This window comes from Brevibacillus dissolubilis (assembly GCF_006170445.1).
GTDB lineage: Bacteria > Bacillota > Bacilli > Brevibacillales > Brevibacillaceae > Brevibacillus_B > Brevibacillus_B dissolubilis.
Genome location: NZ_VCNA01000006.1, coordinates 235,131 through 261,098, shown reverse-complemented (window position 1 = coordinate 261,098; position 25,968 = coordinate 235,131). Strand labels below are relative to the sequence as shown.

General features: G+C 49.6%; 24 protein-coding genes and 1 pseudogene. 3 read left to right on the top strand and 22 right to left on the bottom strand.

The features are described from left to right. Window positions 1–56 precede the first annotated feature (56 nt). The 3 genes from pgoN to FGI41_RS25460 form a co-directional block, all read right to left on the bottom strand. The gene (pgoN, locus tag FGI41_RS13875) at window positions 57–899 is read right to left on the bottom strand and encodes a glyoxal/methylglyoxal reductase (protein ID WP_139490904.1); all 843 of its coding nucleotides are present in this window, start codon (window positions 897–899) and stop codon (window positions 57–59) included. Window positions 900–1,132: 233 nt separating this feature from the next. Next, on the bottom strand, window positions 1,133–2,248 hold the full coding sequence (locus FGI41_RS25465) for a UDP-N-acetylmuramoyl-tripeptide--D-alanyl-D-alanine ligase (RefSeq protein ID WP_255298462.1): 1,116 nt from the start codon (window positions 2,246–2,248) through the stop codon (window positions 1,133–1,135). A 16-nt stretch (window positions 2,249–2,264) separates the two neighbouring features. Further along, window positions 2,265–3,326 (bottom strand): YheC/YheD family endospore coat-associated protein, encoded by a 1,062-nt coding sequence (locus tag FGI41_RS25460; RefSeq protein WP_255298461.1) that lies wholly within the window; start codon window positions 3,324–3,326, stop codon window positions 2,265–2,267. A gap of 200 nt (window positions 3,327–3,526) precedes the next feature. Between FGI41_RS25460 and FGI41_RS13865 the strand changes: the two genes are divergently transcribed. Then, window positions 3,527–4,327: a YheC/YheD family protein gene (locus tag FGI41_RS13865; RefSeq protein ID WP_176560271.1), complete on the top strand. Its 801-nt coding sequence runs from the start codon at window positions 3,527–3,529 to the stop codon at window positions 4,325–4,327. Between the two features lie 70 nt (window positions 4,328–4,397). Next, complete coding sequence (locus FGI41_RS13860; RefSeq protein ID WP_255298460.1) at window positions 4,398–5,774, top strand: UDP-N-acetylmuramoyl-tripeptide--D-alanyl-D-alanine ligase; 1,377 nt, start codon at window positions 4,398–4,400, stop codon at window positions 5,772–5,774. Window positions 5,775–5,857: 83 nt separating this feature from the next. Here FGI41_RS13860 and FGI41_RS13855 read toward each other — a convergent pair whose 3' ends face one another. The 6 genes and pseudogenes from FGI41_RS13855 to FGI41_RS13830 form a co-directional block, all read right to left on the bottom strand. After that, complete coding sequence (locus tag FGI41_RS13855) at window positions 5,858–6,280, bottom strand: hypothetical protein (protein ID WP_139490899.1); 423 nt, start codon at window positions 6,278–6,280, stop codon at window positions 5,858–5,860. Window positions 6,281–6,382: 102 nt separating this feature from the next. Beyond that, window positions 6,383–6,973 carry a hypothetical protein gene (locus FGI41_RS13850; protein WP_139490897.1) on the bottom strand — a complete coding sequence of 197 codons (591 nt, stop codon included), beginning with the start codon at window positions 6,971–6,973 and terminating at the stop codon, window positions 6,383–6,385. A 1-nt stretch (window position 6,974) separates the two neighbouring features. Next, window positions 6,975–7,583 (bottom strand): zinc metalloprotease, encoded by a 609-nt coding sequence (locus FGI41_RS13845; protein WP_139490895.1) that lies wholly within the window; start codon window positions 7,581–7,583, stop codon window positions 6,975–6,977. A 196-nt stretch (window positions 7,584–7,779) separates the two neighbouring features. Continuing rightward, a pseudogene (locus FGI41_RS13840) lies at window positions 7,780–9,150 on the bottom strand (alpha-amylase family glycosyl hydrolase); the annotation flags it as partial. 434 nt (window positions 9,151–9,584) lie between these two features. Then, window positions 9,585–10,892 (bottom strand): C40 family peptidase, encoded by a 1,308-nt coding sequence (locus FGI41_RS13835; protein ID WP_255298459.1) that lies wholly within the window; start codon window positions 10,890–10,892, stop codon window positions 9,585–9,587. A gap of 233 nt (window positions 10,893–11,125) precedes the next feature. Continuing rightward, window positions 11,126–12,514, bottom strand: a complete 1,389-nt coding sequence (locus tag FGI41_RS13830) for a Mur ligase family protein (RefSeq protein WP_139490890.1) — start codon at window positions 12,512–12,514, stop codon at window positions 11,126–11,128. Between the two features lie 226 nt (window positions 12,515–12,740). On the opposite strand from FGI41_RS13830, the gene FGI41_RS13825 reads away from it, so the two are divergent. After that, window positions 12,741–13,226 carry a ferritin-like domain-containing protein gene (locus FGI41_RS13825; protein ID WP_139490888.1) on the top strand — a complete coding sequence of 162 codons (486 nt, stop codon included), beginning with the start codon at window positions 12,741–12,743 and terminating at the stop codon, window positions 13,224–13,226. A gap of 31 nt (window positions 13,227–13,257) precedes the next feature. Here the strand turns inward: FGI41_RS13825 and FGI41_RS13820 are convergent, their stop codons facing one another. The 13 genes from FGI41_RS13820 to nagB form a co-directional block, all read right to left on the bottom strand. Continuing rightward, window positions 13,258–13,590 carry an ArsR/SmtB family transcription factor gene (locus tag FGI41_RS13820; RefSeq protein WP_255298458.1) on the bottom strand — a complete coding sequence of 111 codons (333 nt, stop codon included), beginning with the start codon at window positions 13,588–13,590 and terminating at the stop codon, window positions 13,258–13,260. A 1-nt stretch (window position 13,591) separates the two neighbouring features. After that, complete coding sequence (locus FGI41_RS13815) at window positions 13,592–14,017, bottom strand: SRPBCC family protein (protein ID WP_139490884.1); 426 nt, start codon at window positions 14,015–14,017, stop codon at window positions 13,592–13,594. 155 nt (window positions 14,018–14,172) lie between these two features. Further along, window positions 14,173–14,925, bottom strand: coding sequence for a hydrogen peroxide-dependent heme synthase (gene hemQ, locus FGI41_RS13810; protein WP_139490996.1), 753 nt, complete (start codon window positions 14,923–14,925; stop codon window positions 14,173–14,175). Between the two features lie 276 nt (window positions 14,926–15,201). Next, window positions 15,202–15,975, bottom strand: a complete 774-nt coding sequence (locus tag FGI41_RS13805) for a 3-hydroxybutyrate dehydrogenase (RefSeq protein ID WP_438358023.1) — start codon at window positions 15,973–15,975, stop codon at window positions 15,202–15,204. 58 nt (window positions 15,976–16,033) lie between these two features. Beyond that, window positions 16,034–17,353, bottom strand: coding sequence for a GntP family permease (locus FGI41_RS13800; RefSeq protein ID WP_139490881.1), 1,320 nt, complete (start codon window positions 17,351–17,353; stop codon window positions 16,034–16,036). A gap of 3 nt (window positions 17,354–17,356) precedes the next feature. Then, complete coding sequence (locus tag FGI41_RS13795; protein WP_139490879.1) at window positions 17,357–18,013, bottom strand: CoA transferase subunit B; 657 nt, start codon at window positions 18,011–18,013, stop codon at window positions 17,357–17,359. A gap of 18 nt (window positions 18,014–18,031) precedes the next feature. Beyond that, complete coding sequence (locus FGI41_RS13790; protein ID WP_139490877.1) at window positions 18,032–18,721, bottom strand: CoA transferase subunit A; 690 nt, start codon at window positions 18,719–18,721, stop codon at window positions 18,032–18,034. Between the two features lie 299 nt (window positions 18,722–19,020). Beyond that, entirely contained in the window at window positions 19,021–20,493 is a 1,473-nt protein-coding gene (locus FGI41_RS13785; protein WP_368656708.1) for a sigma-54 interaction domain-containing protein, read from the bottom strand. 250 nt (window positions 20,494–20,743) lie between these two features. Continuing rightward, on the bottom strand, window positions 20,744–22,378 hold the full coding sequence (locus FGI41_RS13780; RefSeq protein WP_255298457.1) for a glycoside hydrolase family 10-like protein: 1,635 nt from the start codon (window positions 22,376–22,378) through the stop codon (window positions 20,744–20,746). A 627-nt stretch (window positions 22,379–23,005) separates the two neighbouring features. Further along, complete coding sequence (locus FGI41_RS13775; RefSeq protein ID WP_139490875.1) at window positions 23,006–23,257, bottom strand: helix-turn-helix domain-containing protein; 252 nt, start codon at window positions 23,255–23,257, stop codon at window positions 23,006–23,008. Window positions 23,258–23,324: 67 nt separating this feature from the next. Then, window positions 23,325–24,089, bottom strand: a complete 765-nt coding sequence (locus tag FGI41_RS13770) for a hypothetical protein (protein WP_139490874.1) — start codon at window positions 24,087–24,089, stop codon at window positions 23,325–23,327. A gap of 36 nt (window positions 24,090–24,125) precedes the next feature. Continuing rightward, entirely contained in the window at window positions 24,126–25,121 is a 996-nt protein-coding gene (locus FGI41_RS13765; protein ID WP_139490872.1) for a GNAT family N-acetyltransferase, read from the bottom strand. Between the two features lie 69 nt (window positions 25,122–25,190). Next, window positions 25,191–25,961, bottom strand: a complete 771-nt coding sequence (gene nagB / locus FGI41_RS13760) for a glucosamine-6-phosphate deaminase (RefSeq protein ID WP_139490870.1) — start codon at window positions 25,959–25,961, stop codon at window positions 25,191–25,193. Window positions 25,962–25,968: the final 7 nt, after the last annotated feature.

Sequence of the window (25,968 nt, the reverse complement as noted above, 5' to 3'; positions counted from 1 at the left end):
AAATACGCCACTCCCCGATCAAGACGAGGGAGTGGCGTATTTTTCATGAATCTCGATTAGAAATCAAAATTATCCGGGTCTGGACCTACGCGGAGGTCTTTGTTCAAGCCGTCGATGCGGGCCATGTCTTCTGTGCTCAGCTCGAAATCAAAGATATCAGCGTTCTCTATGATACGCGCTTCTTTGATCGATTTTGGAATGGTGACGACACCGTGCTGCAGATCCCAGCGGAGGATGACTTGGGCGACGGATTTGCCGTAGTGGTCTGCGATTTCTTTTAGTACTGGGTTGTCCAAGAGTTGGCCTTGCGCGAGTGGGGACCAGGCTTCGAACTGGATACCTTGCTCTTTGCAGTAAGCAAGTAGGTCTTTTTGCGTCAGCTGTGGGTGGTATTCTACTTGGTTGACCATTGGTTTGATTTCCGCATCTTTCAAGACATCTTCGAGGTGGTGGATGTGGAAGTTGCTGACGCCGATTGCTTTGACGCGGCCTTCTTTATAGAGGGTTTCGAGAGCTTTCCAGGTTTCTTTGTATTTGCCTTTGACCGGCCAGTGGATGAGATAGAGATCCAGATAGTCCAGACCCAGTTTCTCTAAGCTTGCTTCATAAGCAGCCAGTGTGGACTCATAGCCCTGATCAGCATTCCAGACCTTGGAGGTGATGAAGAGGTCTTCGCGGGACAGGCCTGTCTCGGCCAACGCTTCGCGGATCCCTTGTCCAACGCCTGTTTCGTTTTGATAGATTGCGGCTGTATCGATGCTGCGGTAGCCGTTTTTGATCGCGGCTTTGACTGATTCTACTGTTGTTGCACCTTCTTCTACTTTAAATACGCCAAGGCCGAACCAAGGCATTTTGATACCGTTGTGCAGGGTGGTTGTATCTTGCAGATGCTTCGCCATAATCGACTAACCTCCGAACTTAGAATGTGTGAGATTGATAACGCCATACTGAAGTAGTATTTGGCTGACAAGCAATATTATGAGTCAATCAATGAGAAATGAATAGTACGTACTTAGAAGTTCTATAGGAACCCAAAAGTAATGTAAGCACTTAAAAGTACCTATCTCTTCTATTAATAGAAGAGTCCCCTCGGCAGATGATCGTCTACCGAAGGGACTCATTTATTCTGGCTTCATTTTTTCTCTTCTTTAAAATAGTCCCGCAAAAACCGGACCGTATCATTCATATTGAGACGGCTTGCTCCTTTGACAAGGATCGTCGTTCCCGGTTCGACCTGTGCGGCGATGGCTTGGTGCAGCTCATCCCGTGTACCATTGGGGTAGTGAATGATCTTGTCGGCAGGAAAGCCTCCCTGTATAGCCCCTTCCCCGAACAGGTCTGCATTGTTGCCATAAGTGAACAGCAGATCGATCGACTTGGTGGCGAGATAGCGGCCCACCTCGTGATGCATCGGAACCATCAATTCGCCCAGCTCTGGCATGCGGCCCAGCACTGCGATTTTTTTCTGCGGGCTGACTTCACACAGTACATCGAGTGCGGCCTTGACGGCGGTGGGATGTGCATGGACAGTGTCGTCGATGACGGTCACGCCGTCACGCAGCTCGAACACATCCAAGCGGCGGTCAGGCTTTTTAAAATTCGACAGGCCATGCCGGATGTCGGATGGGTTGAAGCCCAGACGGTGGGCGACAGCGAGTGCGAACAGGGCGTTGTAGACATTGTGCGGACCAAAGATGGGGATGGTGAATGTCTCGTCAACCCCGTCCAGCTTGACCTGAAAAGACATCCCGCTCTTGGTATAGGAGACCGAATGAGCCTGATAGTCCGCTGCCTGGTTGATCCCGACCGTGATGATCGTTCCTTTGAAATTCTGGGTGTGCAGGTGCTTGGAATTCTCGTCATCTTTGTTGAGCAGCAGGATGCCTTTTTGGTTCATGCCTTTGATCAGCTCTGATTTACCTGCCGCCAAATCTTCTATTTTACCGGAAAAGTTGCCGACGTGGGCCAATCCGATGTTGGTGATGATGCTGATATTGGGCTGGATGATCGAGCAGTGGCGGGTGATCACCCCCGGATAGGCCATGCCATATTCCAATACGGCAGCATGGTGGTGGAACTGGAGCTGTTCGGCATGCTTCTCCGTGTGTTCGCTTGTATTCCAGTAATCCTTTGATTCGAAGATGATCCATTTGGTACGCAGAATCGCCGCAGTCATGGCTTTGGTGGTGGTCTTCCCCGCGCTGCCCGTGACCGCTACGATGGGGCGCTCATCAAAAGGATTGAACATAACCGATCTCTCCCCCTTACTGACGGATTTGCTCCCGAATTTCTTTTGCCTGGTTGGCGAGGTAGATACAGTAGCGGATCAGGTTCTTCACCACGTCCAGCTCCAGATAAAAGGCAGGCGGACAGCCCGGTCTCCAGTTGATCTCAAAAATCCACAGTTTCCCGAATTCATCCAGGGCGACGTCCATGCCCAGTTCATCTATTCTTTCATTAAATTTCTCCATCTGGATCTGATCGAGATGGCGGGCCATCATCAGGGAAAACTGCTCCAGATAGCGCTTGATATCGTAGTAACGCTCCCCGAACTCTTGGAGCAAGAACGGCTCCAGATAGTTGGTTGCGCCCCCATTGTTGATGTTGGCGATGATACTGCCTGCTGGAGCGATCCGCGGATAGGTAGTGGTGATCACCCATTCCCCGTTGCCATCCTTTTGTACATGCAGACGGAAGTCGTAGGCATTGCCTGCTTTGGTCTTACAGTGGATATAGGGCTGCACCATATGGGCGCCTTCCCTAAGCTTGGCGCCGATCAATTCCCGCAGCCCTGCGGTGGAGATGTACTCCCGTTTGTCTTGATTCTGCACCACATATCGGTCTTGGGAGCGCTCGATCAGCAGAATCCCCTGCCCTTTACGTCCATTGACCGGCTTGAACACGATTTTTTGATACATATTGAGCTGATCGAAGAACGATTTGAGATGGCGCACCACTTGCGAAGGAATCAAGTATTGCGAAAATTTTCCCGCTTCCTCAATCCGCTTATACACCCTCATTTTGTTCCCGATGGAATGAGTCGTGAACGGAATCGACTGCTTCATGACCCGGATGATGTCATATTGCTTAGACAGCTTTTCTGGGCTTCCTGTGTTGTAGATCACATCGGGCCAGCGGACAACCGTTTGCACCCAGTCCCCGTTTTCATAGATATATCCGTTTACTGTCTTGTCCTCCAGATTCACTTGCCCCGGTGAAAAATAAACCAACTCTGCCCCTTCTGCCCTGGCTATAGCAGCGTACGCATAAGCCTTGATGACGGTACGGGGATCTTTGCGATGGTGAAGCATACCAATCAATGTCATACCCGTATCTCACTCCTTAGCCCATAATCTCTCCCTTCTAATAGTAAATGTTGAAGCAAGACAGTTAGATACGGACAAATGTCGCATCAGGTCCGTACAAATTGAAAAATAGATGGTTGTCACCCCCTCCCTACCCAAACCGTGCATGACCGTCTCGCATAAAGTATGAAGAAGATAAAATTTTTCAGGAGGGAAACCAGTTGGTCTACAAAGTCGGTAAAAGGGAGCAAGCCGAGCTGTTCTTACAGAATCACGCTACGTCCCGCTTCTTTCCAGAAACCATCCCCTACAGCCTCGAGAATCTGAAAAGCTTCTTGGAGCGCCACGAACTGGTTTTCGCCAAGATGGACACGACAGGTCAGGGAAGAGGAATCATCCGTATCACCAGACAACCATCCGGCGGGTATGCCTATGTCGGATACACCGTTGTCGGCGATCGTCTGGAAGGTCAAGTGAAACACGTCGAAGAGCTGCATCCGATCCTCCATCCATTCGCTTCCTTAGGCAGAACCTATGATTACATCCTCCAGCAGGGCGTACGCAGTATCACCCCTGGCGGACAGTATGTATTGGTGCGCAGCCATGTGCAGTTCATCGACGGTGCTTGGATTGTCGGCGGCATGTTCGGCAACATCGGACAGCAGGACGACGGGGTCGTCAACCGTAACCGCGGGGCGGATATCGTCTTGGTCGAAGATTTACTTATGAATTATATGAAGTTCGATGAGATGAAGGCACGGCAAGTCATGCAGGAGATGGAACACAGATCGATCATCACGGCACAGGTCATGGCGGGTCCATACCCATGCCGCGAATACGGGATCGACATCGGACTGGATGCGAACGGACAACCTTGGATTTTTGAGGTGAATACCACACCGGGAATCCGCGCCTTTGCGACGATGGACTTCTCGGTCTGGCAACGAATCGTGGATAACCGAAAATACCAAGCCCGGCAAAATCAGAACCCTGACACCATCAACGGCAATACCAGCGAGTAGCACTTGGCAAGAAGGATCAAAAAAGCTGGCTTTACAGGGAGGGACCAGATAGACAATGAAGCCTCTCAATGTGGGAGTAATACGAACTCTGCTTCAGGGGGAGCTGATCCATGGTACGGATGATGGAGTTGTGACCGCAGCTGTTTTTTATAACCGGCAAGAGATCGAACAGACCAACACACTGGTCTTCCTCAGCAGAAAAGAGGAAGTGAGCTGGGAGCAGCTGAAGCGCTGTGGCCCTTGTGTCATCATCACCGATATACCTGTGGCTGACCTGGCAGACGGACACGGTCAGACGATCATTCGGGTCAAAAATCTGGTGCAGGCTCAGTGGCGATTCATCGAGTATTACCGTGGTCTGTTCGACATCCCTGTCATCACCATCACCGGAACCTGCGGAAAAACGACCACCAAAGAGATGATCAAGCACCTGCTCAGTGTCGATCATAACGTACAGGCGTCTATCAGCAGCATCAACGAACCGCGTAAATCTTTCGGATACCTGCTGGGAATCGACGATACAACCGATGTGGCCGTCTTCGAGCACGGCTTGGGCAATCCCGGCAATATCACCCACCAATGCATGATCTATCAACCAACGATCGGCATCATCACCAACATCGGTGCCCATCATCTCGACGGGTGCAAAACGCTGGAGGGCTATATCCAAGCCAAAGGTGAAATCGTCAAGGGAGTGGCACCCGACGGCGTCCTGATCCTCAATGCCGACGATCAGAATACCAAACAGATCTCACTCGCAGACTTCACCGGCAAAGTCGTCTACATCGGCGTCAACGACACAGCAGACCTGCGGGCCACCGATATCCGCTACGGTCATGGCGGTATGCAATTCACCCTCCATCTGCGTCAGATGAAATACCCTGTGTTCGTCCCAGGCTTCGGTGAGCATCAGGTGTACAATGCACTGGCTGCCCTTGCCGCCGTACACGAAATCGGCATCGGGATCAGCGAAGCCGCTAAGCGTCTCGCTACCTTCGGGGGTCTGCAACGCCACTTGGAGATGTCAGAGGGCATCGGCGGCAGCACGATTATCGATGATACCTGGACGATCAATCCTACCTCTGTGGAAGCCGCACTGAAGGTACTCGATCACATCGGACAGGGAAAAAAGGTTGTCCTGCTGCTCGGTGATATCAAGCGTCTCGGCGATTATGAGCTGCAATACCACCAGCAGATCGGCAGCCTCGTCGCAAAGCGCAAGGTACACACCCTGATCACCATCGGCACAAAAGCAGAAGAAATCGCCAAGCAGGCCAAACGGGACGGCTTTCGCGGGAAAATCCATGCGTTTCCCAAGGTGACGCCCGAGATCGAAGCTATTCTGGAAAAGACATTGGACCCCAACTCACTTCTGCTGATCAAAGGTCCGATGAGCAGCCGCTCCATGATTGAATTGGCGGAGCGGTTGAAGAATCATCATTTTTAAAAAGATCAATAAAACAGCGACCGCCCAGAATAACCTTGGGTCGGTCGCTTCTTTCATAAACGCACTTTTCCAAAAACGTCATTTTATATTTGGGTCATTGTATTTGTGATTTTATGATCTATTATGTCAGACATCTGACCTTCCGGAAAAACATAAAGAATCAAGATATTCTTCTTTCTATATGCCTTATAGGAAACCGATTTTAGGTATTCAGCTTTCTCCTCCAGTTCCTCTAATGCCCTATCAGGTCCCTCATATGAATTGTAGGTGTAGATGTACATTTTATCTTGTGTATCCCTGATATGCACTTCGTATGGTTGATGACCGAATAATTCATACAGGGGGTGACCCATCCTGACCTGTTCATTCAGGTTTTTATACATATCGGGGATTCCTTGTTGTTCTAATGTAGAAATGACTTGATGAAGTCTTACGTTAGTTTTTATATTGAAAATAACTATCGCAGCTATAGCAACGAGAAGTACTCCGCCCCATACGCGTTTCATATGTTCACTCCTTTTTGTTTCATTTAAATAGAAAACAAACAAGCTATACCTAATTAGGTAATAGCTCGTTTGTATACTTATACAATGAATTAACTACATATTCTACTCTGAAGCATTTACGGCATCTTCTAATTTCACAATCTCTAAAGTGTCTCCTGTTATATTTTCATATTCACCAGTGGACTCATTCAATTTATATATATGCTTTAATGTCTTTGGCATAAAAACTTTTTTTCCAAAGATTTGTGATTCAAAATGTATTAAATAGAATAGGTAAGTTCCTTCTTCAAGTTTTAAGCCACTGTCTTCAAATGGGCCAAATTGTCCCTTGTTGGAAATCCCCAGTTTTTGTATAAGTTCAATGTTCGTATTCTGCTTAAGTTTTAGATCTGTTTGGTTCTTTAGTACTTCTTCAATTTTAACCTGGTAAAGTCTTGCTGACAAAGAATGGTCTTTGAATAAAGTTGCATCTTTACCTACAGCCATACTCTTTTCAATATCTTTAGAATCCTTTAAAACGCTAGCTTTTACAATAATATTTGATTCATTCGATAGCTCATCTAGTGATGTGTACATGGGTACAAGTCCGGAACTAGTGACATCTTTATTAATAATATTGTCATATCCCACAAAAAGATATATACCAAACAACATCCCGCCAACGATTACTCCTATGTTCTTAACGATATTCATATTATTGTACCTTCCCATATCTATTTATCAATTCAGTTTTATCATAGGCTGTTGGTGCTAAATAAGCCGTATCATCTTCATCCATTACCGATGCCGTAGTGTCAGCCACTCCATCCTCCACATGGGCCAAACCTAGAGTATGTCCCATCTCATGTAATAGAATGTACTCCTTCCGATAAACACTCATATCGTCCCAATTTCTTTTCCAAATTAAGATTTCTCCGCTTACAGGTGTAGATGTGTGGTAATCCAAAATAAGGTTATAATTATTATCATACAATCTGGCTTGTCCATAATTCGAAGTATCATATTCATCTGGATAATAATAAACCCTAACATCAATCGATGAATTTTCATAAGAAGTCGTAATTGGATAAATCTTTGCTCCTACTGCTCTCCAATCATTAGCAGCCGATTGTAAAAGACTTGAATTTTCTGCACCATTAGTTGCTGCGGTTCCAAAATATCCATCAGCAAAGTACATAATGTATGTACTGACAGGCCATTTCCAACTGAAATAAACAGCATAAGCGCTACTTGCTCCGAAGCCTAATGCTGTAAACATCAAAAATGTCATTAATGGTTTTTTAAAAAGACGGTTTAATTTCATTTTATCCCCCTTGAAATTTTTGTAAACTAAATCGAAAACCAATTTTTACAAATCCATTTTTACACTACAAAATAATATAAAAAAATCATTTTTTTGTAAATAAATAAAATAGCCGTTCCCCAGAATAGATACCGAGAAACGGCTGTAGTTCAGCTTATTTAATGATGATTACCTTTTATTCACGTCATCATTATAACTACTTCGTAAAAATCTTAACTTCCTTCGGCCCCAACGTGACACTAATGGAACCACTATTCACCTGCACAGAATCTGTTCCCAATCGGTTATACAACGTAGTGCCCGACGCCAGATTGCTCAGGTTCGGGATCGTACGGCTTTGGTTGCTCCAAGAATTGTTGATCAGCACGACCGCCTCGTCTCCGTTGTTGGAGCGTTGGAAGCCGTAGAAGGTGTCATCCACCCATTTTTCTGCTTGGGTACCGTTCTGTAGAGCCGGATGGGTATTGCGGATGAAATTGAGCTTGCCGATGTATTTGTACAGTTCATTGCTGGTGTTCAACACCATATCTTCACGGTTCGCTGGATCATCCCCGCCGCTGAAGCCCTGCTCGGTTCCTTGATAGACAATCGGAATGCCGCGCGAGGTGAAGAGGAAGCCAAGCGCTGCTTTTAGCTGTGGCCATTTGTCCCAAGTGGCTCCGGGCTTGCCTGACGCGTCATGGAGGAAGCGCTTCACGTCGTGGTTGTCGATGAACAGACCGTTTGTTTTCGGATTTTTGTAGCGGTAGTCATCCTTGTAGCGGTCACGGATTTTGGTCATGCTCATATCGTGGCCGAATACATCCTTGATCGTGTAGTACATCGGGAAATCAAGCACGGCATCGGTGTAGTTCGTATAATCGCCGACATAAGCCGGGTCACCGTGATAGACCTCGCCGATCGTGAAGGTGTTCACCGCTGTGTCAAAATCGCGCAAGAACCATTTGGGTACATGTTTGGCCGTATCGATCCTAAGGCCATCCACACCGCTTTGAGCGATGATCCACTGCCCCCATTTTTTCAGTTCAGCCGCGACAGCCGTGTTCTCTTGATTGAGGTCATCTAAGCTTGCGACGTCCCCGTTTTCGATCTTGGCTTGGTTGTTGTTGCTGTAGTCGGTTGCGGTAATATCTCCGTTGTGATGATACCAGTCATATTGGTCAAAAGGAGCCTTCGCGTATCCGTTGTACGGCTGGAAATCCCCTGTGTGGTTGATTACGACGTCAAGCATAACAGAGATTCCTTTGGTGCGGGCCGTGCTGACCAGCTCTTTGAATTTGACCATATCGCCGAGATGTCCGTCCACGCTGTAGAAATCATAGGTCCAATAGCCATGATAGGCATTGGCGCTCTTCTGCATGGTCACGGGTGTGATCCAGATCGCGGTGAAGCCCATGTTTTTGATATAGTCGAGATTGTTGATAATCCCTTGGAAGTCGCCACCGTGATACTTGGAGGGGTCGCTCTTGTTCGCGTAGAATCCGCCATAGTTGTTGTTGGAAGTGTCACCGTCGCTGAAGCGGTCAGTCATGATGAAATAGATACTCTTCTTTTCCCAATCCGTCGAACCAAGAGCAGAAGCCGGTTGTGCAATGCCTGAGAGTGTCATAGCCAATAATGCCGTAGTCGCAAACCACTTTTTCATCCTTCTAACCAATCCTTCCATGAATGGTTTTTCTAAAATGCAAACGTTTGCATCTCGAATTATAGGGGATGGTAAAATCATACAGCAAGTAAAATATTTCTTATTATAAAAAATCAGTAAAAAATACCCAAATCGAAATTAAGACTACCTATTTCTTTCTGTTAGGAATAAATATTTTAATATGTATGTAAAACAAACGTTTGCACTTCTTGCTTTTTGACTGAGATTTCTCCTTCAAGAAGCCTTGCAAGCCCTCCCTGCTGGAATAACAGACAAAAAAAACGCGGGAATGATTCTCCCACGTTTTTTTCATGCATATATGCTTTTTTCGTGAAATTGCTTGTTTGCAACAGATCCTACATCACGCGGCGTGCAGTTACGTAGTTTTTCGTTGCGAAGTCAGAGCTCAGGCTTTCTTTCACCAGACCATTGGTGCGGGACAGGTGGATCACTTCATTGTTGCCTGCGTAGATACCCGCATGTGTGATATCTGTACCGGAATTGTTCAGGGAGAAGAAGACCAGGTCGCCTTTTTTCAAGTCGGCTTTTGCAACAGCGGTACCCATCTGTGCTTGGCGGCTGGCGATTTTTTCTTTGAGGTCAATACCGTATTGGCTGTATACATAGTACGTGAAGCCTGCACCAGTGAAGGTGAGTGTGCTTGGGCTGTAGCTGTAACCGTACTTCACTTTTCCGATCAAGCCTTCTGCTGTGTTGACCAGCTTGTCCTGCTCAGTCAGCGCAACCTCAACAGGAAGGACACGCTTGGCTGTGATATAACGGTCTTTGTAATAGTCCACGAACAGGGTACGGCTGAGTACGCCGCTGCTGGAGTTCGGAACGATCACGACGTTGTTCGCTACATAGATCCCGACGATGGATGGTGTGGTAGAACCTGCTGTATTGCCGAAGAAGACGAGGTCACCCTTTTTCAGTTCAGATCTTGGAACGGTTGTACCCAGCTTCATCTGCTCTTCAACATTATTGGTTCCGAGGGAATAACCGATCTGACCGAATACATAGTTCGCAAAACCAGGGTTGGTAAAGGTCATGCTGGAGGTACTGTTGGTGTTTGCGATGGTAGCAGATGTCTTCAGGCTGTAGGCCAGGCTTACTGCTTGGTCCGCTTTGGTCGGTGGGTTGGATGGCAGGAAGTCTGGAATCACACGGCGGGCTTCGACGTATGCAGTGGTGTAGTATGGCTTCGCTGCCATGTCGGAGATGATGATATGTTGTTTCGGGTCAGCCATGTGGATTACTTTGTTGTTGCCGTAGTAGACCCCTACGTGGTCTGGCTCCGGAGTGGTTTTGTTAGCATCAAAGATGATGATGTCACCTTTTTGCAGCTGATCGCGTGGGACGAATTCGCCCATCTGCTGCATGAAGTCTTCGTTATATGTGGCAATGTCTACGCCTGCTTGCTTGAATACGTAGTCAATAAAAGTCGCGCAGGAGAATTTGTAAGGGTAAGTGGTCTTGTACTCGGCTGTGCTGTAAGTGGCTTGTCCAATCAGGCTCTCAGCGATCTTGATGATCTCGTCAGCCTTCGCTTGTGCAGTGGCACTGAGTGGTGTCGCTGCGGAAACCGGAGCAACCGGTGCAGCAGAATAGACAGCTCCAAATGCCATAAGACCAGCCAATGTCAACGGTAAAAACTTTTTCATGATGCGCCTCCTTGGATGTTATGTTACCTTGTTTTGCTCACTAAACAACTTTAACATAATTAATCTCGTTAAGCATATGTAAAAAAACCCAGACCTTATGTACCAAGGTCCGGGTTTTCACTTTTTCGTTTCCTGTATTTGTATTAACTTATACTATTAATATACCAAATACATAAATGATGACAAGGTTCTCTATTCCTGTTTTTTTAGGTCGGAGTGCCTCTTTTTTTTCGCTATTTTTTCTTGAGTTTTATTTTTTTGATCACGGTTGGCATTTGGCGGTCTGTCATGTCGGATTTCATCAAAATGATGGTCCGCTCATTCAAAATCCGGGTGAGAAGTTCCAAGGCTGGCTCGGGTTCCTTGTAGATGTGCACCCTCATCTGGGGCTTGACGGATAAGGCGCTGGTGCCAATCAGAGAAGCTGCCTCGCCGACAGTGATGAGGATATCTACATCGTAGCGCGTCACCATCTCCCCTACTTGGCGGTGGACTTCCTGCACTGCATCTCCGAGCATCGTGATGTCGCTGATGATAAAGATTGAGGTTCTGCCTTTTTTCAGATCGCGCAGGACCTTCAGAGCGGCTTCGATCGAATTCATGTTGGCGCTCCAGGTATCGTCGATGACCGTGCATCCATTGATTCCCGTAAACATCTCTGTATGCAATCTCACGGGTTGAAAGGATGCCAACCGGTCAATCGCTGCTTTGACACTGACCCCAATCTCTACAGCGGCCGCCACCGCTGCAAGTGCATTATACACCTGATGCTCGCCATAGCCTGTGACGAATGCCGCATACTTTCTATTCTGATGCCGCAGGACAAAATGCATGCCGCCCTCACCATAGCGGATTCTTTCGGCTCCGAACTCGGCTGTCTTCCCGAGGCCCGTAGTCACAATCCTCCCTTGGTATTGGCTCATATCTATTTTTTTGATATTGGGACAGTCGTCGTTGATGATCAGAACGCCTTGATTTTTCAGTCCTCCAAGGATTTCGGCCTTGGCATTCAGGTAAGCTTCCCACGTCTTGCACCCGTCCAGGTGATCAACACCGATGTTGGTTATGATCCCGATGGTGGGTTGAAAGTAATCACAATGATAGGATAATTGCCCCGGTTTTCCTACCGCTGTTTCAAACACAGCTGCATCCGTATGCTCGTCAATCCCGGTCAGATAGGATAGATTGCGATGGAAAGAATTATTGCTTTTGACAGTGGCCTGTACGTTCATGGTCTCCTGCAGGATGTGCCGAATCATCTCTTTCGTCGTCGTCTTGCCGCAGGTCCCCGTGACCGCGACTACCGGAATATCAAAAAGATTGCGATACGCTTCCACAAACCGGTAATAAGCGTCCTCAATATCCTTCACGAATATGATTGCACAATCTTCCTCCTCAATGAACGTGGGGTCCCGATCTTCCACAACGATCGCAAAAGGAGCATATTTGCGCAATAATCCCCAGTTCAGTGAGGAGGTTTCACTTCTTTTAAAAATCAGGGTATGCGGTTGTGTCAGCTTATTTTGCAGATAGACAACATCGTGAATAAGCAGATCAGGATCGCCATCCACGACCGTTCCGTTGATGAGGTCGGCGATCTGTTGGAGAGTGAATGTTTTCATCAACGTTGCTCCTTTCGCTTTATCACTCGCACATAGGCGGGTAATTTCGTATGCCTGCTACTGACAATATATGTAGATAGGATCAAACAGAAACGGCACATAACCAGCCACGCTAAAAAGATTGTCGAATGGAGCACGGTCAAATTGGGCATCTTTCCCCTCACTCTGCCCTCTGTAGGTGAATATCCTGCTAAGGAACATTCCCCACCAAAAGGAGACTTCCGACATGAATCCATATTCCTACGCTGATCCATATTCCAACCCTATGATGACCCCTGTACGCATGGACATGAATGCCAACAACCTCAACATCGCACTCAGAGGCATTTTGCAAGGGATCAGCGGAGAACGTAACGATGAACTGTTCTATGACTACCTGATCAGTGTCGCCCCCACCCAGCAGGAAAAACAGATCATCACCTCGATCCGCAATGACGAGCGCAAGCACCGCCGCATGTTTCGCCAGCTCTATACCGCCTTGACAGGACAACAACCGCCCACTACTGCAGAGACCGAAACCTTCCAACGCCCTGCCAGCTATCTCGCCGGAATCGAGCAAGCCCTGCTCGGTGAACTGCGCGCCTTTGAAAATTACCGTATCATCTATCTCAATCTGCCTTATCCATACAGGGATATCATGTTTGAGATCATGACAGATGAGATCAAGCATGCATCCTACTACAACTGGCTGTACGCGAAAAATACAAGATAAGCAAAAAAACCGAGAGCGCATCTCGGTCTTTTCACTGCGAATCGTTATCCGCCTCTACCCATTCTTTTAGAGCAGACAACCTTTGATCCCAATATTGTTCAAAAAAGGCAAGCCATTGTTTTAATTCGACAAGGGGTTCTGGCTGAAGCTTGTACCGGGTCTCCCGTCCGACCTTCTGACTGCTGACAAGACCCGCATCGGATAGAACATGCAGATGCTTGTTGACAGCCGTACGTGTGATCGGGAAACATTCTGTAATGGCGGTGATCGGCATTTCCTTGTCGGCAAGCAATTTTAACAGCCTCCTGCGGGTAGGGTCTGCGATTGCCTGAAATACATCGTGCTTAGCTGGAGAGGTGACCAAGTTAAGCCTCGATCGATGCAGGAAGATTTTCTTTGACGATTTTCTCCCATCCACCGTCCATGATGCCACGAATGACCGAGTGAGGTTGTCCGAATTCAGTGACCTTGTCTGCATCCCAGCCAGAATGAATCAGTGTGAACTCTGTTTTTCCATCCTCTACTGTCTTTAATTCAAACGTAAGCTGCCAATCCTTCCCCCAGTCAAAGCTGAGTCGGTTCGGTGGATCGAGTTCTGTTACTTTACAAGGGGAATCCCCGAAATTACCTGCATGAAGGATGAAGTCACGTCCCAAAACAGGTTCAAACGTATTTGGCATCCACCATGAAGCAATGCCTTCTGATGTGGCAACCGCTTTCCATACTTTTTCAATCGGAGCATTGAGTACAATCGTTTTGCGGATTTCTGGTAAGGTTCCTTGTGTTTGCATGATGATGCCTCCAAGTTTCAATATAACACCATTTGGTGTCATAAGTTATTGTAACACCTTATAGTGTTATGTCAAATGTATTTCTACCTTGATTGTTCCCTATAAAAAAACGGGTAACCGCCTGATTTGGCCGTTACCCGCTTTTGATCTGTTTTTTACACTTCCAACAAGCTATGTACACCTTCTCTGGTAAGGATGTTCCCTACGAAGAACGTGCCGAACTCACCGAAACGCGCGCTTACTTCGTCAAAACGCATTTCATAGATGATGTGCTTGAACTCCAATGGATCGTTGGAGAACAGCGTTACGCCCCACTCCCAATCGTCGAAGCCGACAGAACCGGAGATCACTTGCTTGATGCGGCCTGCGTATTTGCGGCCATACATCCCGTGGGAACGCATCATCTCGCGGCGCTCTTCCATGGAGAGCATGTACCAGTTGTCATTGCCGGAACGCTTCTTGTTCATTGGGTAGAAGCAGATATGTTTCCATTTTGGCAGAGCTGGGTAGAGACGCTCCTGCACGCGTGGATCTGCTTTTGGATCTTCGCCTGGGTTGTTCACATAGTTGGACAACTCTACGACGGAGACATAGGAATAGTCATTGAAGGTAAAGTCAGCGAACGCTGTTTTGTTGAATTTGGTTTTGATTTCATAAATCTCTTCCATCGTTGGGCGGCAGAACATGAACACGATGTCTGCTTTGTGGCCTTGCACGGTATAGATCGCTGTGCTGCCTTGGCCTGCCTGTTCGTTCTCGTCCCACTCGTTGAAGAGGGCCTGCAGTTCTTCAATCGCTGCTTGACGCTCGTCTTCTGGTGTGAGTTTCCATTTCTCCCAATCTATTTTGCGAAAATCGTGGAAGGAATACCAGCCTTCCAGAGTAAGCAACGCTTCACTTGGTTTCAATTCCATGAGTGAACAACTCCTTTTGTCATGAGATAACCATTAATCAGTATAGCATAAGGGACGATAGGTGTATAACTCCGGAGGAGAAGAGTGAGGACGGATGATCTGTTTTCCAGTCGCCTTTCCCTCACTTCGTTCGGCCGGTCTCCTTACAAACAGATCATCCATCCTCACTCTCCGTGGAGTATCCAGCCTCTATATAAAATAATAGCAAAACATGGGTAAAGCTGTTGGATGAGAATCCAACAGCTTTGTGTACAAAGTGATTCTATGATTTTATTGTGCGGTATAGCCGCCGTCGATTACGACTGCCTGTCCGGTAACGCCTTTGGCCTGCTCGCTTGCAAGGAACAGCGCATAGTCAGCGATTTCCTGCACATTGAGGAGGCGTTTTTGTGGGACGAGTGGGTAGATGACTTCTTCGAGCACCTTTTCCAGCTCGACGTTGCGGGTGCGGGCGAGGTCGGCGAGTTGGTTGCGGACGAGTGGGGTGTCCACGTAGCCTGGGCAGATGGCATTGACGGTGATGCCGTGTGCAGCGCCTTCGAGGGCAGCTACTTTGGTCAAGCCGATGACACCGTGCTTGGCGCTGTTGTAAGCTGCTTTACCGGCGAAGCCGACGAGGCCGTTGATGGAGGCCATGTTGATGATTCTCCCGAAGCCTTGCTCCTTCATGATCGGGAAGGCATGCTTGATCGCCACGAACGGAGCGGTCAGCATCACACGGAGCATCAGATCGAATTTTTCAGTCGGGAAGTCTTCGAGCGGGGAGACATATTGCAGACCTGCGTTGTTAATCACGACATCCAGGCTGCCGAATTGCTCTACGGCCTGAGCGATTCCTTCTGCGATCTCCTCTTCATTGGCTACATTGCATCCAAGCCCGATTGCCTGATAGCCCTGCTGCTTGAGCTCTTCGGCTGCCTGCTGGGCTTGCGCCGCATTCAGGTCACTGATCACGATTTTGCCGCCCGCCTGAGCGAACGCTCGTGCCAATTCCAGACCAATTCCGCTTGCCGCTCCTGTGATAAAAATCGTTTTGTCCTGCATGGTTTGACTCATCTTGTATTCCGCTCCCTTAACCGAAATCTTCTTCATATATCGATACCTAGAGGCCTAGACCAAATGAAAACAGTACAACTGCGATAATAAGACCAATCGTTGGTACGACAGCTGTCAGCATCGCAAGTGGTCCATAGGCGGCTTTATGTGTCTCACCACAAATACCCCGGATCGTCGTAACTACATATCCGTTGTGCGGCAAGGCATCAAGGGCACCGGAAGCGAGAGCAACGACACGGTGAAGCGCTTCTGGATTGACCCCGGCGTCCAAATAACCAGGTGCCAGCAATGGAAGAGCAATAACCTGACCACCTGAAGCAGAACCTGTCATACCTGCGACCACACTGACTGCAATCGCTGCGCCGATCAATGGGTTCCCCGGCAGAGATGTAAACGCATCCACCGCTGCAGTGAAGGCAGCACTTTCTTTTGCTACAGCACCAAAACCTACGACCGCCGCTGTGTTGGCGATTGCGATCAATGATCCGAGTGTAGCTACAGATGCGGATTCCCACACGTTTTTAATATATTTGTAGTTCAGCGCCCAAGTCGCAATCACACCACCCAACAGAGCAATGATCAAGGCAGACTGCTTCAGGCTATCATGGTAGACGAAAGAAATAACAAGTACGACCAGCAATGGAATGACGGACAAAATCGGGTTCGGCAAATCGCGTTCGGTAAACACAGGGTCCCCTTCGCGATCTTCGAATTTTTCACCATTGGCAACCGCTTTGGCAACCATGCGTTTCAGCCACCAGTATCCAAAGATCATCATGAATACAGCAACGATCAAGCTTACTTCCCAACCGGCTAACGGTGTGGTTTTGAGGTATTCGATCGGAATCCAGTTCTGAATCTCTGGGGAACCTGCAGACGTCATGGTAAATGTAATGGAACCAAATCCCAATGCAGCCGGGATAAAGCGGCGTGGCAGGTTCGCCTGCTTAAACAGACTAAGCGCCAGCGGATAGACGGAGAAGGCTACGACGAACAAGCTTACACCGCCATAAGTCAGGATCGCACAAGCAGCTACAACCGCGAGAACGGCCTGCTTCATGCCAAGACGGGTAACGACCCACTTGGAGACAGCATCTGCGGCCCCAGAATCCTCCATGACTTTTCCGAAAATAGAACCTAATAAGAACATGAGGAACCAAGAAGAAACGAATCCGGAAAATCCAGTCATGTAGTTACCAACCAAGCTGGGAACACCTTCACCAGCGAGTTGGGGGAATAATGGAATACCGCTTAATACCGCCAAAAACAAAGCACACAAGGGAGCTGCAATCAGCAGGTTCATCCCTCTCATCGTCAACCAGATCAGGAGGCCAAGCCCCCCGGCCAATCCAATCATACTCAGCATGTTTTATTCACCTCTTAGTTGTGTCAGTGTTGGGGAAACGCTCAGTTCCGCCTCAGTACAGGCAATAATGTCTTCTACGGTGTAGCCCTCAACCACTTCAACCAGCGTGAGACCTTCTGGGGTCACATCGATGACAGCACGGTCGGTGATGATGCGGTTGACCACGCCTTTGCCTGTGAGTGGCAGGCTGCACGTTTTCAGAATCTTCGGTTCTCCGTATTTGTTGACGTGCTCCATGATGACGACGATGCGCTTCGCTCCGTGAACGAGATCCATCGCGCCGCCCATGCCTTTAACCATTTTCCCTGGGATCATCCAGTTGGCCAGGTCACCGTTCTGGGATACTTCCATCGCACCAAGGATCGCCAAGTCGATGTGACCGCCGCGGATCATCGCAAACGACTCCGCACTGTCAAACAGGCTCGCTCCCGGAATCATCGTGATCGTCTCTTTCCCTGCATTGATCATATCCGGGTCAAGCTCGTCCTCAGATGGATACGGCCCAATGCCAAGCAGTCCGTTTTCGGATTGGAGTACAACCCGCATATCGCTTGGGATATAGTTGGCTACCAGTGTCGGAATCCCGATCCCCAGATTGACATAAAAGCCGTCTTGGATTTCTTTTGCCGCACGCATAGCGATTTGTTCTCTTGTAAGCATGTTTTCTTCCCCCTCCTTTTACTTTTTCACCGTACGTTTTTCGATGCGCTTCTCGTAGTGGTCGCGCTGGATGATGCGTTGGACATAGACGCTTGGCGTATGGACACTGTCTGGATCGAGGCTGCCGACTTCCACGAGCTCCTCTACCTCCGCAATTGTAATTGCCCCTGCTGTCGCCATGATTGGGTTGAAGTTGCGCGCGGTTTTGTTGTAGATCAGGTTGCCGTAGGTGTCACCACGGAAAGCCTTGACCAGGGCAAAATCAGCACGAAGCCCGGTTTCGAGTACGTATTCTTTGCCGTTGAAGGTGCGGGTTTCTTTGTTTTCCGCAATCACGGTACCGACGCCTGCCGGAGTATAGAATGCCGGAATCCCTGCTCCGCCTGCGCGGACACGTTCTGCCAGCGTACCTTGTGGCACCAGCTCTACTTCCAGCTCACCAGAGAGGAATTGGCGCTCGAATTCTTTATTTTCACCAACATAGGAGGAGATCATTTTTTTAATCTGACGGTTCTGCAAAAGAATCCCCAGACCCCAGTCGTCCACCCCGCAGTTGTTGGAGATGACGGTCAGGTCTTTGACACCTTTCTCATACAGACCAAGGATCAGATGCTCGGGAATTCCAACCAGTCCGAAGCCGCCTACCATGATGGTCATGCCATCGGTAATCCCTTCGAGAGCTTGTTGAATGCTTGATTGTACTTTCATCTCAATTCACACCCCTTTGTATTGGTTGTTTATGTTGATTTTATTAGTAACCGCTTTCAATACATAGCAAGTAGCGTGCCAATTCAGTTAAAAGCTAAGATTGTACATAATTCGCCATTTTTTGCAGAAGGGACGGGGATAGACAAGTTGTGTTTTTCCGAGAATACGGATTTTTATTCCGGTTTCATGGAATCTCATGTCTATTTATCGTGTTTATAGACAAGTCTGTAAGAAGACCAAAATAACGGATCAAACATAAAGAAAAAGCCCACCGCGACGGCAGGCAGACTAGTATTCCACTATTCGTCCCCAATCTGATACTTCTGCAGCTTCGCATAAAAGCTGGACTTACTGACCCCGAGCCTTCGTGCAGCCGCCAGCTTATTCCCCTTCTCCTGCTCCAAGGCTTGCCGGATGATCATCTGTTCGGCCTGTTCCAATGCACCGTCCAGCGTAAGCTGCGATGGTTCCTGGGATGATGCGACGGCGGCAGAGTGGGATGAACCTGTTGACAGTGTGTATGCCGTCCCCTCTCTTACCATCGCCGGCAGATCCTCTTCGGTGATCATCTCCCCGTCTTTTACATGGATGGCTCGCTCCAGCACATTGCGCAGCTCACGGATATTCCCCGGCCAGCTGTAGCGGGTGAGCCGATCCTTCGCTCCCTGGTCGATGCCTCTGACCGGGATATCGGTCTCTTGGGCGAGCTGCTGGAGCATGTGATCAGCCAGCAGTGTGATATCCTCGGGCCGCTCGCGCAGGGCCGGGATGTCGATCGTCACCACATGCAGGCGGTAGAACAAGTCTTGGCGAAATTTGCCCTCAGCTACCAGCTTGTCCAATGGCTTATTGGTCGCCGCGATGATGCGCACGTCAATCGGTTCGGGATATTCTGCGCCTACAGGTTCGATCTCTTTTTCCTGCAGGACGCGCAGGAGCTTCACCTGCATGCTGAGCGGCAATTCGCTGATCTCATCGAGGAAGATCGTCCCTTTGTCCGCCAGCGCGAATTTCCCCTTCTGCCCGGACTTCTTCGCCCCGGTAAAAGAGCCTTCCTTGTACCCGAACAGCTCTGACTCAAAGAGCGTCTCCGGGATCGCCGCACAGTTGACCCGGATGAGCGGGCCTGCGTGCCGTTTGCTTTCGTCGTGGATGGCGTGGGCGAGCAGCTCTTTACCAGTCCCGCTCTCGCCGGTGATCAGGATGGTAGAATTGCTCTGGGCGGCGCGTCTGGACAGCTTCTTCACCTCATCGAGCGCAGGGCTGGTGCCAATCATGCTGTCAAAGGTATACTTGGCCCTAAGCCGCTTGTTCAGCTCCCCCTTGTAAAATGCAAGCTCCCGCTTGACCCGCTCAAACTTGGTATTCATCTCGAACAGATCGTTGACATCCTGAAACATGATCTTGCCCACAACCGCTTTTACTTCGCCGTTGTCGATGATCGGGACACGGTTGGCGATCATTTGCTGACCATTGATTTTTTGCAGGGAAGCTACCTCTGCCTTCCCGGTGCGGGCGACGATATGCATCCGGGTGTTCTCCACCACATCGGTGACAGGCTTGCCGATGAGTTGCTCGATTTCTCTATCTAAAAAAGCTGCGTACATATGATTGGTAAACAAGACAGTACCCACGGGGTCGACGATGATGATTCCCTCATACGCCTGGTCAAGCGCTGTTTTGTAGAGATGCATCGCTTGTTCGAGCTGGTCTGCCTTTTGTAGGGCTGCTGTCAGCAGGTGATGCACCCAGCCGTTTTTATGAATCCGCATGATGTGCGTTCCCCCTTTACTTATTTTTATTAGAGCATATTTTTGCAAAAGATTCAAAAAAATAAATGAACAAGGCAAAAACACCCTTTTCACTGAAAAGGATGTTTACGGTAAGCTATGATGTTAAACAAATTCAATGTGTGCTTTGCCTTGAGTGGCTGTCAATAAGGAAGTTCCCATGTTGACTCCCACCAATACAACCACACTGCATACAGCCATTCCAAAGATACGAACATAGTCCATAGCAACCTTATTTCTTTTTCACTTTCAGCGTAATGCTGTTGCTCTCGCTGCTCTCATTATGCAGGCGGTCGGCAGCCGTGATCACATAGGTGTACGCTTGCCCGTCTACCGCTGTCTTGTCGGTGAAGAATTGCACTTCAGCCCCGTTGTTGCGCACGGTGGTGAGCAGCTTGGTTGCGTCCTGCAGATTCCCCACTTTGTCCCCGTCAAAACGGTAGACGACGAAGTAAGCGGCATCATTTTTGTTGTGGTCTTCCCACTCGATCAAGACGCCATCTGTGGTCGGATCAGCGGTTTTGAGCTTCGGCTTCTTCGGCGCTTCGTTGTCCAGCCACGGCATGGCAGGTACTAGGGCGGGATGCTTGTAGATATCGTTGGCGAGACGGTCGGCGACACCAAGCGGGTTGCGGCGCAGGTCCTTGGCGCTGAAGAACATGCTGCCGTTGATGCGGTCGAATTGCAGATTGTATGTGAGCTGGTTGGGCAGTTCGTTCGGCTGTGCCCATTGCTCGTTGTTGGCATTTACTTTGTATGCGGCTTGTCCGATGTAGAGATGGATGTTCTTGCCCTCGGTCTGCTTCATCCACCAGTCGGTTACCTTTTCATAGGCGGCCGGGGCGAAACCGAAGTTCCAGTAGACTTGCGGAGCGATATAGTCGATCCATTCATTCTGCGCCCACTTGCGGGTATCGGCAAAAAGATCGTCATAGTTGGTCTGACCTGCTTGGGTATCTGAGCCTGTCGGGTCTACCGCTTTGTTGCGCCACACGCCGAATGGGCTGATCCCGAACTTGACGTAGCTCTTCTCTTGCTTGATGGCGGTGGATAATTGATAGACGAACGTATCCGTGTTGTTGCGGCGCCAGTCATCTTTGTTGGCGAATTGGGCAGCGCCATAGGTTTGGTAGGTGGCTTCGTCGGGGAATTCCACGTCTGCGACACGGTATGGGTAGAAATAGTCATCCAGATGCACCGCATCGATGTCGTACTTTTTCACGACTTCCAAAATGCTGTTGGTGACGAAATCTTTAGCCGCCGGAATGCCAGGATTGTAGTAGAGCTTACCGCCGTAGCTGACCACCCAGTCTGGATGCAGGCGGGCCGGATGGTTCGGGACGAGGTTGGCGAGCTTATCATTCATACTGATGCGGTATGGGTTGAACCAGGCATGAAATTCGAGATTGCGCTTGTGAGCTTCTTCGATCAGAAAAGCAAGCGGGTCGTATCCTGGATCTTTGCCCTGCACGCCGGTCAAATATTGGGACCATGGGCCATATTCAGACGGATAAAAAGCGTCTGACGTCGGCTTCACCTGAACGATCACCGCGTTCATGCCCATGCGCTGCATGTCGTCGAGGATAGCGATGTATTGACGTTTCTGCTCTTCTACTGCGAGACCGGGCTTGGTGGGCCAGTCGATATTGACCACGGTGGCGATCCAGGCTGCGCGGAGTTGACGCTTGGCGTAGCTGGTTTCTTGCGGGATGGTGACTGGGGTGTTGGCGGTGAGGGCAGTCTTGCCAGGGGCTTGTCCTGCTGGTGTACTGTTCTGCGCGGATACAGGCGAGCCTGTCATCAGAGAGGTACCGAAGACGAGAGCAAGCGTGCCGGAGGTGAGTTGTTGCCACGAGCGTTTTTTCATATCAAACAAATCCCCTTCCCTATCATTTCTTGTATTTTCCAATAGTTCTATCATTGTAGGATTGGTCAGTAGATCCAGTCAAGGGTGGAAGGACACAGTCTATTTGTTGGACAATCGCCCATTTATTCATAGACAAACATCTAAAATGATCCAGATCCATACACTATCAAGAAAATAAGAGGGAAGATAAGGAGTGATTGACTTTGTATTATCGTCAACAATACCCGCCTTCAAGGTATCTGCCTCCGAACTATACCTATGAACAATGTATAGCGGATTGTCAAGATGCAGGAGGATATTATTATGAATGTGTCCCGCCATGTGAAAACCTGTTTCGATCAAGATCTGGCAACTGGTTCCATCCTCCCTACTCCACCCCAACCAATCCCTATAGCTATCCGAGATCTTCCTTTTCCATAGAGGATGACTGTTACTCCATGTGCGTCAGGTTCGGCAATCCTCCTTGGGTTTGTCGGGATGCTTGCACAATTCTGCCGATGTAATAACAGCTTGGGATGTGTGGGTGTGCCATAAAATGTGTGAGTGTGCCATAAAAAAAGAGCAGGATTTATACTCCCACTCACATGACAAATGAACCAGACTATTCACTTATACACGACAGGCATCTTATCCCGCGTAATCATCGCTTCCATCATAATTCCCATACTCCCGCTCCATGCGGTCGGCGGTGCTGTAGGAACCATCAGGGGCAAAAAGCATCGGGTCACGGCGCAGGGCATCGTCAAAGCTTTGTTTGGGAATCCGCCACTCATCGTTGACGTGAAAGGCTCCTGCAAAGTGACCAGTAGCACAGCTTCGTTCCACTTTGTCCAGTGTGACTGAGAATTTTTCAGCGATTTCGTTGGCAGTGTAATACATGGCAACCCATCCCTTTTTTTGCCCCTATTGTGACCGAATGGGCGGGAACTCATACAGACGGGGCTGTTCATGTCAAAAACTCCCGGACACGCCTGCGCATCTCCTCCTGTCGGGTCGCAAACTGCTTGTGCCGATGACCATTGGCTCCGGATGGATGGGGAAATCCGAACAGGCATTGGCGTTCATCGGCTAAGCCGTCAGCGACCACTCCGCGCAGGACCCGCTCCACCGTCTGCCCCAACGGTATGAGCAAGGGGCTTGCGAACTTACGTAATTCCTCTGGAAGATAGGTGTCTGCCATCTGTTTCAACATAGGTGAACGGGTGTAGACCGGAGTGTGTCCGGTGTAATTTTCACCGTTGACGAACACGGGGTATTTCCAGACCGAAGAGGAATTCAGCAGATGGCTCTCCTCTGCGAACAGGGAGGCACAATCAGAGACTCCGAGATACCGAGCGAGACCAAGCGCATTGAGCATCTGAATCAGGTTGTGGCGCATGGTTCCGGCGAAGCGTGCGGCGAGGTTGGCACGGAGGCAGACCTCCCGGATGGACAGACCTGCGAGCAGATCCTTTCTTGCTTGGCGGTACCCCAGCTCCATCTGTGTCCAGCCTGGGGTGAGACCGATCACGACGACTTTCGGATTCTGGTTGACCAGCTCGTTGTGCGGGGTGTAGTAGACCTCGATGGCCCCCTCTTTTTGCAAAAGGAACTCAGGCCGCAACAGGTCTTCCTTGGTAAGCGGCTCATGGGCGGGCAAGGAACGGATATGGCGGAGGAAACGGGCCGGAATCAAACCTTGGTCTGCGTCTGTGTCTGTTGTTGGTGGCATGGCAGGATAGCAGTCCCCTTTTCATCGCAAATCGAATCAGTTGGTTGTATCCTCTATTATCTGCCACTCTTTGTCTGCCAACACGTAGCTCTTCCATACGCCAAATCCCAGCTTCGCGTAAAAATCGACGTGCTCTGTCCAGTCGATCACGATCTGGCGAATCCCCCGCTTTTGCAGGACGTGGACCGCCGCCTGCACGATCGCCAGACCATAGCCCGAGCCACGAGCGGCCTCGCTGATCCCAAGTGGTCCGATCCCGCCAACTGCACCGCCAAAGAGTGGTGACCAATACATGTTCTGCGCGATCACAGGAGAATGCGCATCATTGAGCCGGCAGAAGCCGATCAGCTCCCTGTCTTTTTCCAACAATAGAAACTCGCGTCCACTGCCACCGTCAGCAAAATACCGATGCCCCTCATATTCCCACCGCCCCGGAAACGATTCACGCAAAAAGGACAGAAACGCTTCGCGGTCGTACGGCACCATCAGGCGGAGTGTTGCGCCAGAAAGAGCAGGCATCGGGGTGTCAGGCAAATCCGTGAAGTCAGCCAACAAATCATGCTGCTCCATCCCAAGCCGATAGCCTCTTCGCCCGAACCATTCTGCTGCCTGCGTGAAATCACGGGGAATTCCGGGAAAATAGTGATACAGATCGCTGCCAAGACGGATTCTCGCTACCCCCGTCCGCCGCAACGCCTGTTCCGCCCGCTTGATCAGTTCCGAGCCAATACCCTGCCCACGGTAATCGTGGTGGACGAGCAGGGCCTGAATCCATCCGGTCTGTGGGTCGTGCCAGATGGCGGCTTGTTGGACGATCTCGTCTTGCCAGGATTTGCTGATGACAAACCCTGCCAGTCGGTCAGCGGTCTCATCCCACGCGATCCACGAGCCATCGTGCAGCAGGTTGGGATCATCCATGCTGTTTTTCTGAAAAAGCGATTCCCGCATCGGAAAATGGCTCCCTACTTCCTGATTCCACAGTTGGCAGACCGCGTCCACCTGCCGGCCCCATGGGAGATAATGAATACGCATGTGTCCCCGCCTCTTTTCGTCCAGTTCATTTGCGTCATAGATGAAGGGTGGAGGTCATCCACCCTTCTGTTACCTACCTGTGAGTGCATCGGCTGTACCGCACGCGATCTCGTCGAGCAGGTGTGCTGCTTTTTTCTCCACGATCACGGTCACAGAGGGGTGCAGCTGCAGATAGGAGGCAGGCAGATTGGCACTGATATCCCCGTGGATCATGCGCCGTACCGCTTCCGCTTTTTCTTCGCCATAGGCGAGCAGGAGGATCTGGCGGCTGTTTTTCATGATCGTCCGGATTCCCATCGTCACGGCCTGCCCAGGCACTTCCTCCAGACGCGCGAAAAAACGGGAATTGGCCTGGATCGTCGTCTCGGCCAGCTGCACGATATGAGTGCCGATGCCAGGGTCTGTGCCCGGTTCGTTAAAGCCGATATGCCCGTTGGCTCCGATACCGAGGATTTGGATGTCGATGCCCCCCGCCGCTTCGATCCGCTCGTCATACTCCTTACAGACCTGTGTCAGATCAGCTTGATAGGCGCTGGGGATATGGGTATGTTCCGGTCTGAGATTTACCTGTGAGAACAGATTCTGCTGCATGTAGGTGTGGTAGCTCTGTTCATGCTCAGGAGCCAGCCCGACATATTCATCCAGATTGAACGTGCGGACACGGGAAAAATCAAGCGTGCCCTGCTTATACATCTCCACCCATTCCTGATACAGACCGAGTGGAGTGCTTCCGGTAGCGAGGCCTAAGACGATGCGCGGGTTTTGCCTGATCTGGTCTGCGGTGAGTGACGCTGCTTTTTGGCTCAGCGCTGCGTAATCTTCCACGACAATAACTCTCATGCTTCTC

What these genes read in the sequence shown, in the direction of transcription:
- pgoN (WP_139490904.1), bottom strand. Translation starts at nt 899, where the DNA reads ATGGCGAAGCATCTGCAAGATACAACCACCCTGCACAACGGTATCAAA.
- FGI41_RS25465 (WP_255298462.1), bottom strand. Translation starts at nt 2,248, where the DNA reads ATGTTCAATCCTTTTGATGAGCGCCCCATCGTAGCGGTCACGGGCAGC.
- FGI41_RS25460 (WP_255298461.1), bottom strand. Translation starts at nt 3,326, where the DNA reads ATGACATTGATTGGTATGCTTCACCATCGCAAAGATCCCCGTACCGTC.
- FGI41_RS13855 (WP_139490899.1), bottom strand. Translation starts at nt 6,280, where the DNA reads ATGAAACGCGTATGGGGCGGAGTACTTCTCGTTGCTATAGCTGCGATA.
- FGI41_RS13850 (WP_139490897.1), bottom strand. Translation starts at nt 6,973, where the DNA reads ATGAATATCGTTAAGAACATAGGAGTAATCGTTGGCGGGATGTTGTTT.
- FGI41_RS13845 (WP_139490895.1), bottom strand. Translation starts at nt 7,583, where the DNA reads ATGAAATTAAACCGTCTTTTTAAAAAACCATTAATGACATTTTTGATG.
- FGI41_RS13835 (WP_255298459.1), bottom strand. Translation starts at nt 10,892, where the DNA reads ATGAAAAAGTTTTTACCGTTGACATTGGCTGGTCTTATGGCATTTGGA.
- FGI41_RS13830 (WP_139490890.1), bottom strand. Translation starts at nt 12,514, where the DNA reads ATGAAAACATTCACTCTCCAACAGATCGCCGACCTCATCAACGGAACG.
- FGI41_RS13825 (WP_139490888.1), top strand. Translation starts at nt 12,741, where the DNA reads ATGAATCCATATTCCTACGCTGATCCATATTCCAACCCTATGATGACC.
- FGI41_RS13815 (WP_139490884.1), bottom strand. Translation starts at nt 14,017, where the DNA reads ATGCAAACACAAGGAACCTTACCAGAAATCCGCAAAACGATTGTACTC.
- FGI41_RS13805 (WP_438358023.1), bottom strand. Translation starts at nt 15,975, where the DNA reads ATGCAGGACAAAACGATTTTTATCACAGGAGCGGCAAGCGGAATTGGT.
- FGI41_RS13800 (WP_139490881.1), bottom strand. Translation starts at nt 17,353, where the DNA reads ATGCTGAGTATGATTGGATTGGCCGGGGGGCTTGGCCTCCTGATCTGG.
- FGI41_RS13795 (WP_139490879.1), bottom strand. Translation starts at nt 18,013, where the DNA reads ATGCTTACAAGAGAACAAATCGCTATGCGTGCGGCAAAAGAAATCCAA.
- FGI41_RS13790 (WP_139490877.1), bottom strand. Translation starts at nt 18,721, where the DNA reads ATGAAAGTACAATCAAGCATTCAACAAGCTCTCGAAGGGATTACCGAT.
- FGI41_RS13785 (WP_368656708.1), bottom strand. Translation starts at nt 20,493, where the DNA reads ATGCGGATTCATAAAAACGGCTGGGTGCATCACCTGCTGACAGCAGCC.
- FGI41_RS13780 (WP_255298457.1), bottom strand. Translation starts at nt 22,378, where the DNA reads ATGAAAAAACGCTCGTGGCAACAACTCACCTCCGGCACGCTTGCTCTC.
- FGI41_RS13775 (WP_139490875.1), bottom strand. Translation starts at nt 23,257, where the DNA reads ATGTATTACACTGCCAACGAAATCGCTGAAAAATTCTCAGTCACACTG.
- FGI41_RS13770 (WP_139490874.1), bottom strand. Translation starts at nt 24,089, where the DNA reads ATGCCACCAACAACAGACACAGACGCAGACCAAGGTTTGATTCCGGCC.
- FGI41_RS13765 (WP_139490872.1), bottom strand. Translation starts at nt 25,121, where the DNA reads ATGCGTATTCATTATCTCCCATGGGGCCGGCAGGTGGACGCGGTCTGC.
- nagB (WP_139490870.1), bottom strand. Translation starts at nt 25,961, where the DNA reads ATGAGAGTTATTGTCGTGGAAGATTACGCAGCGCTGAGCCAAAAAGCA.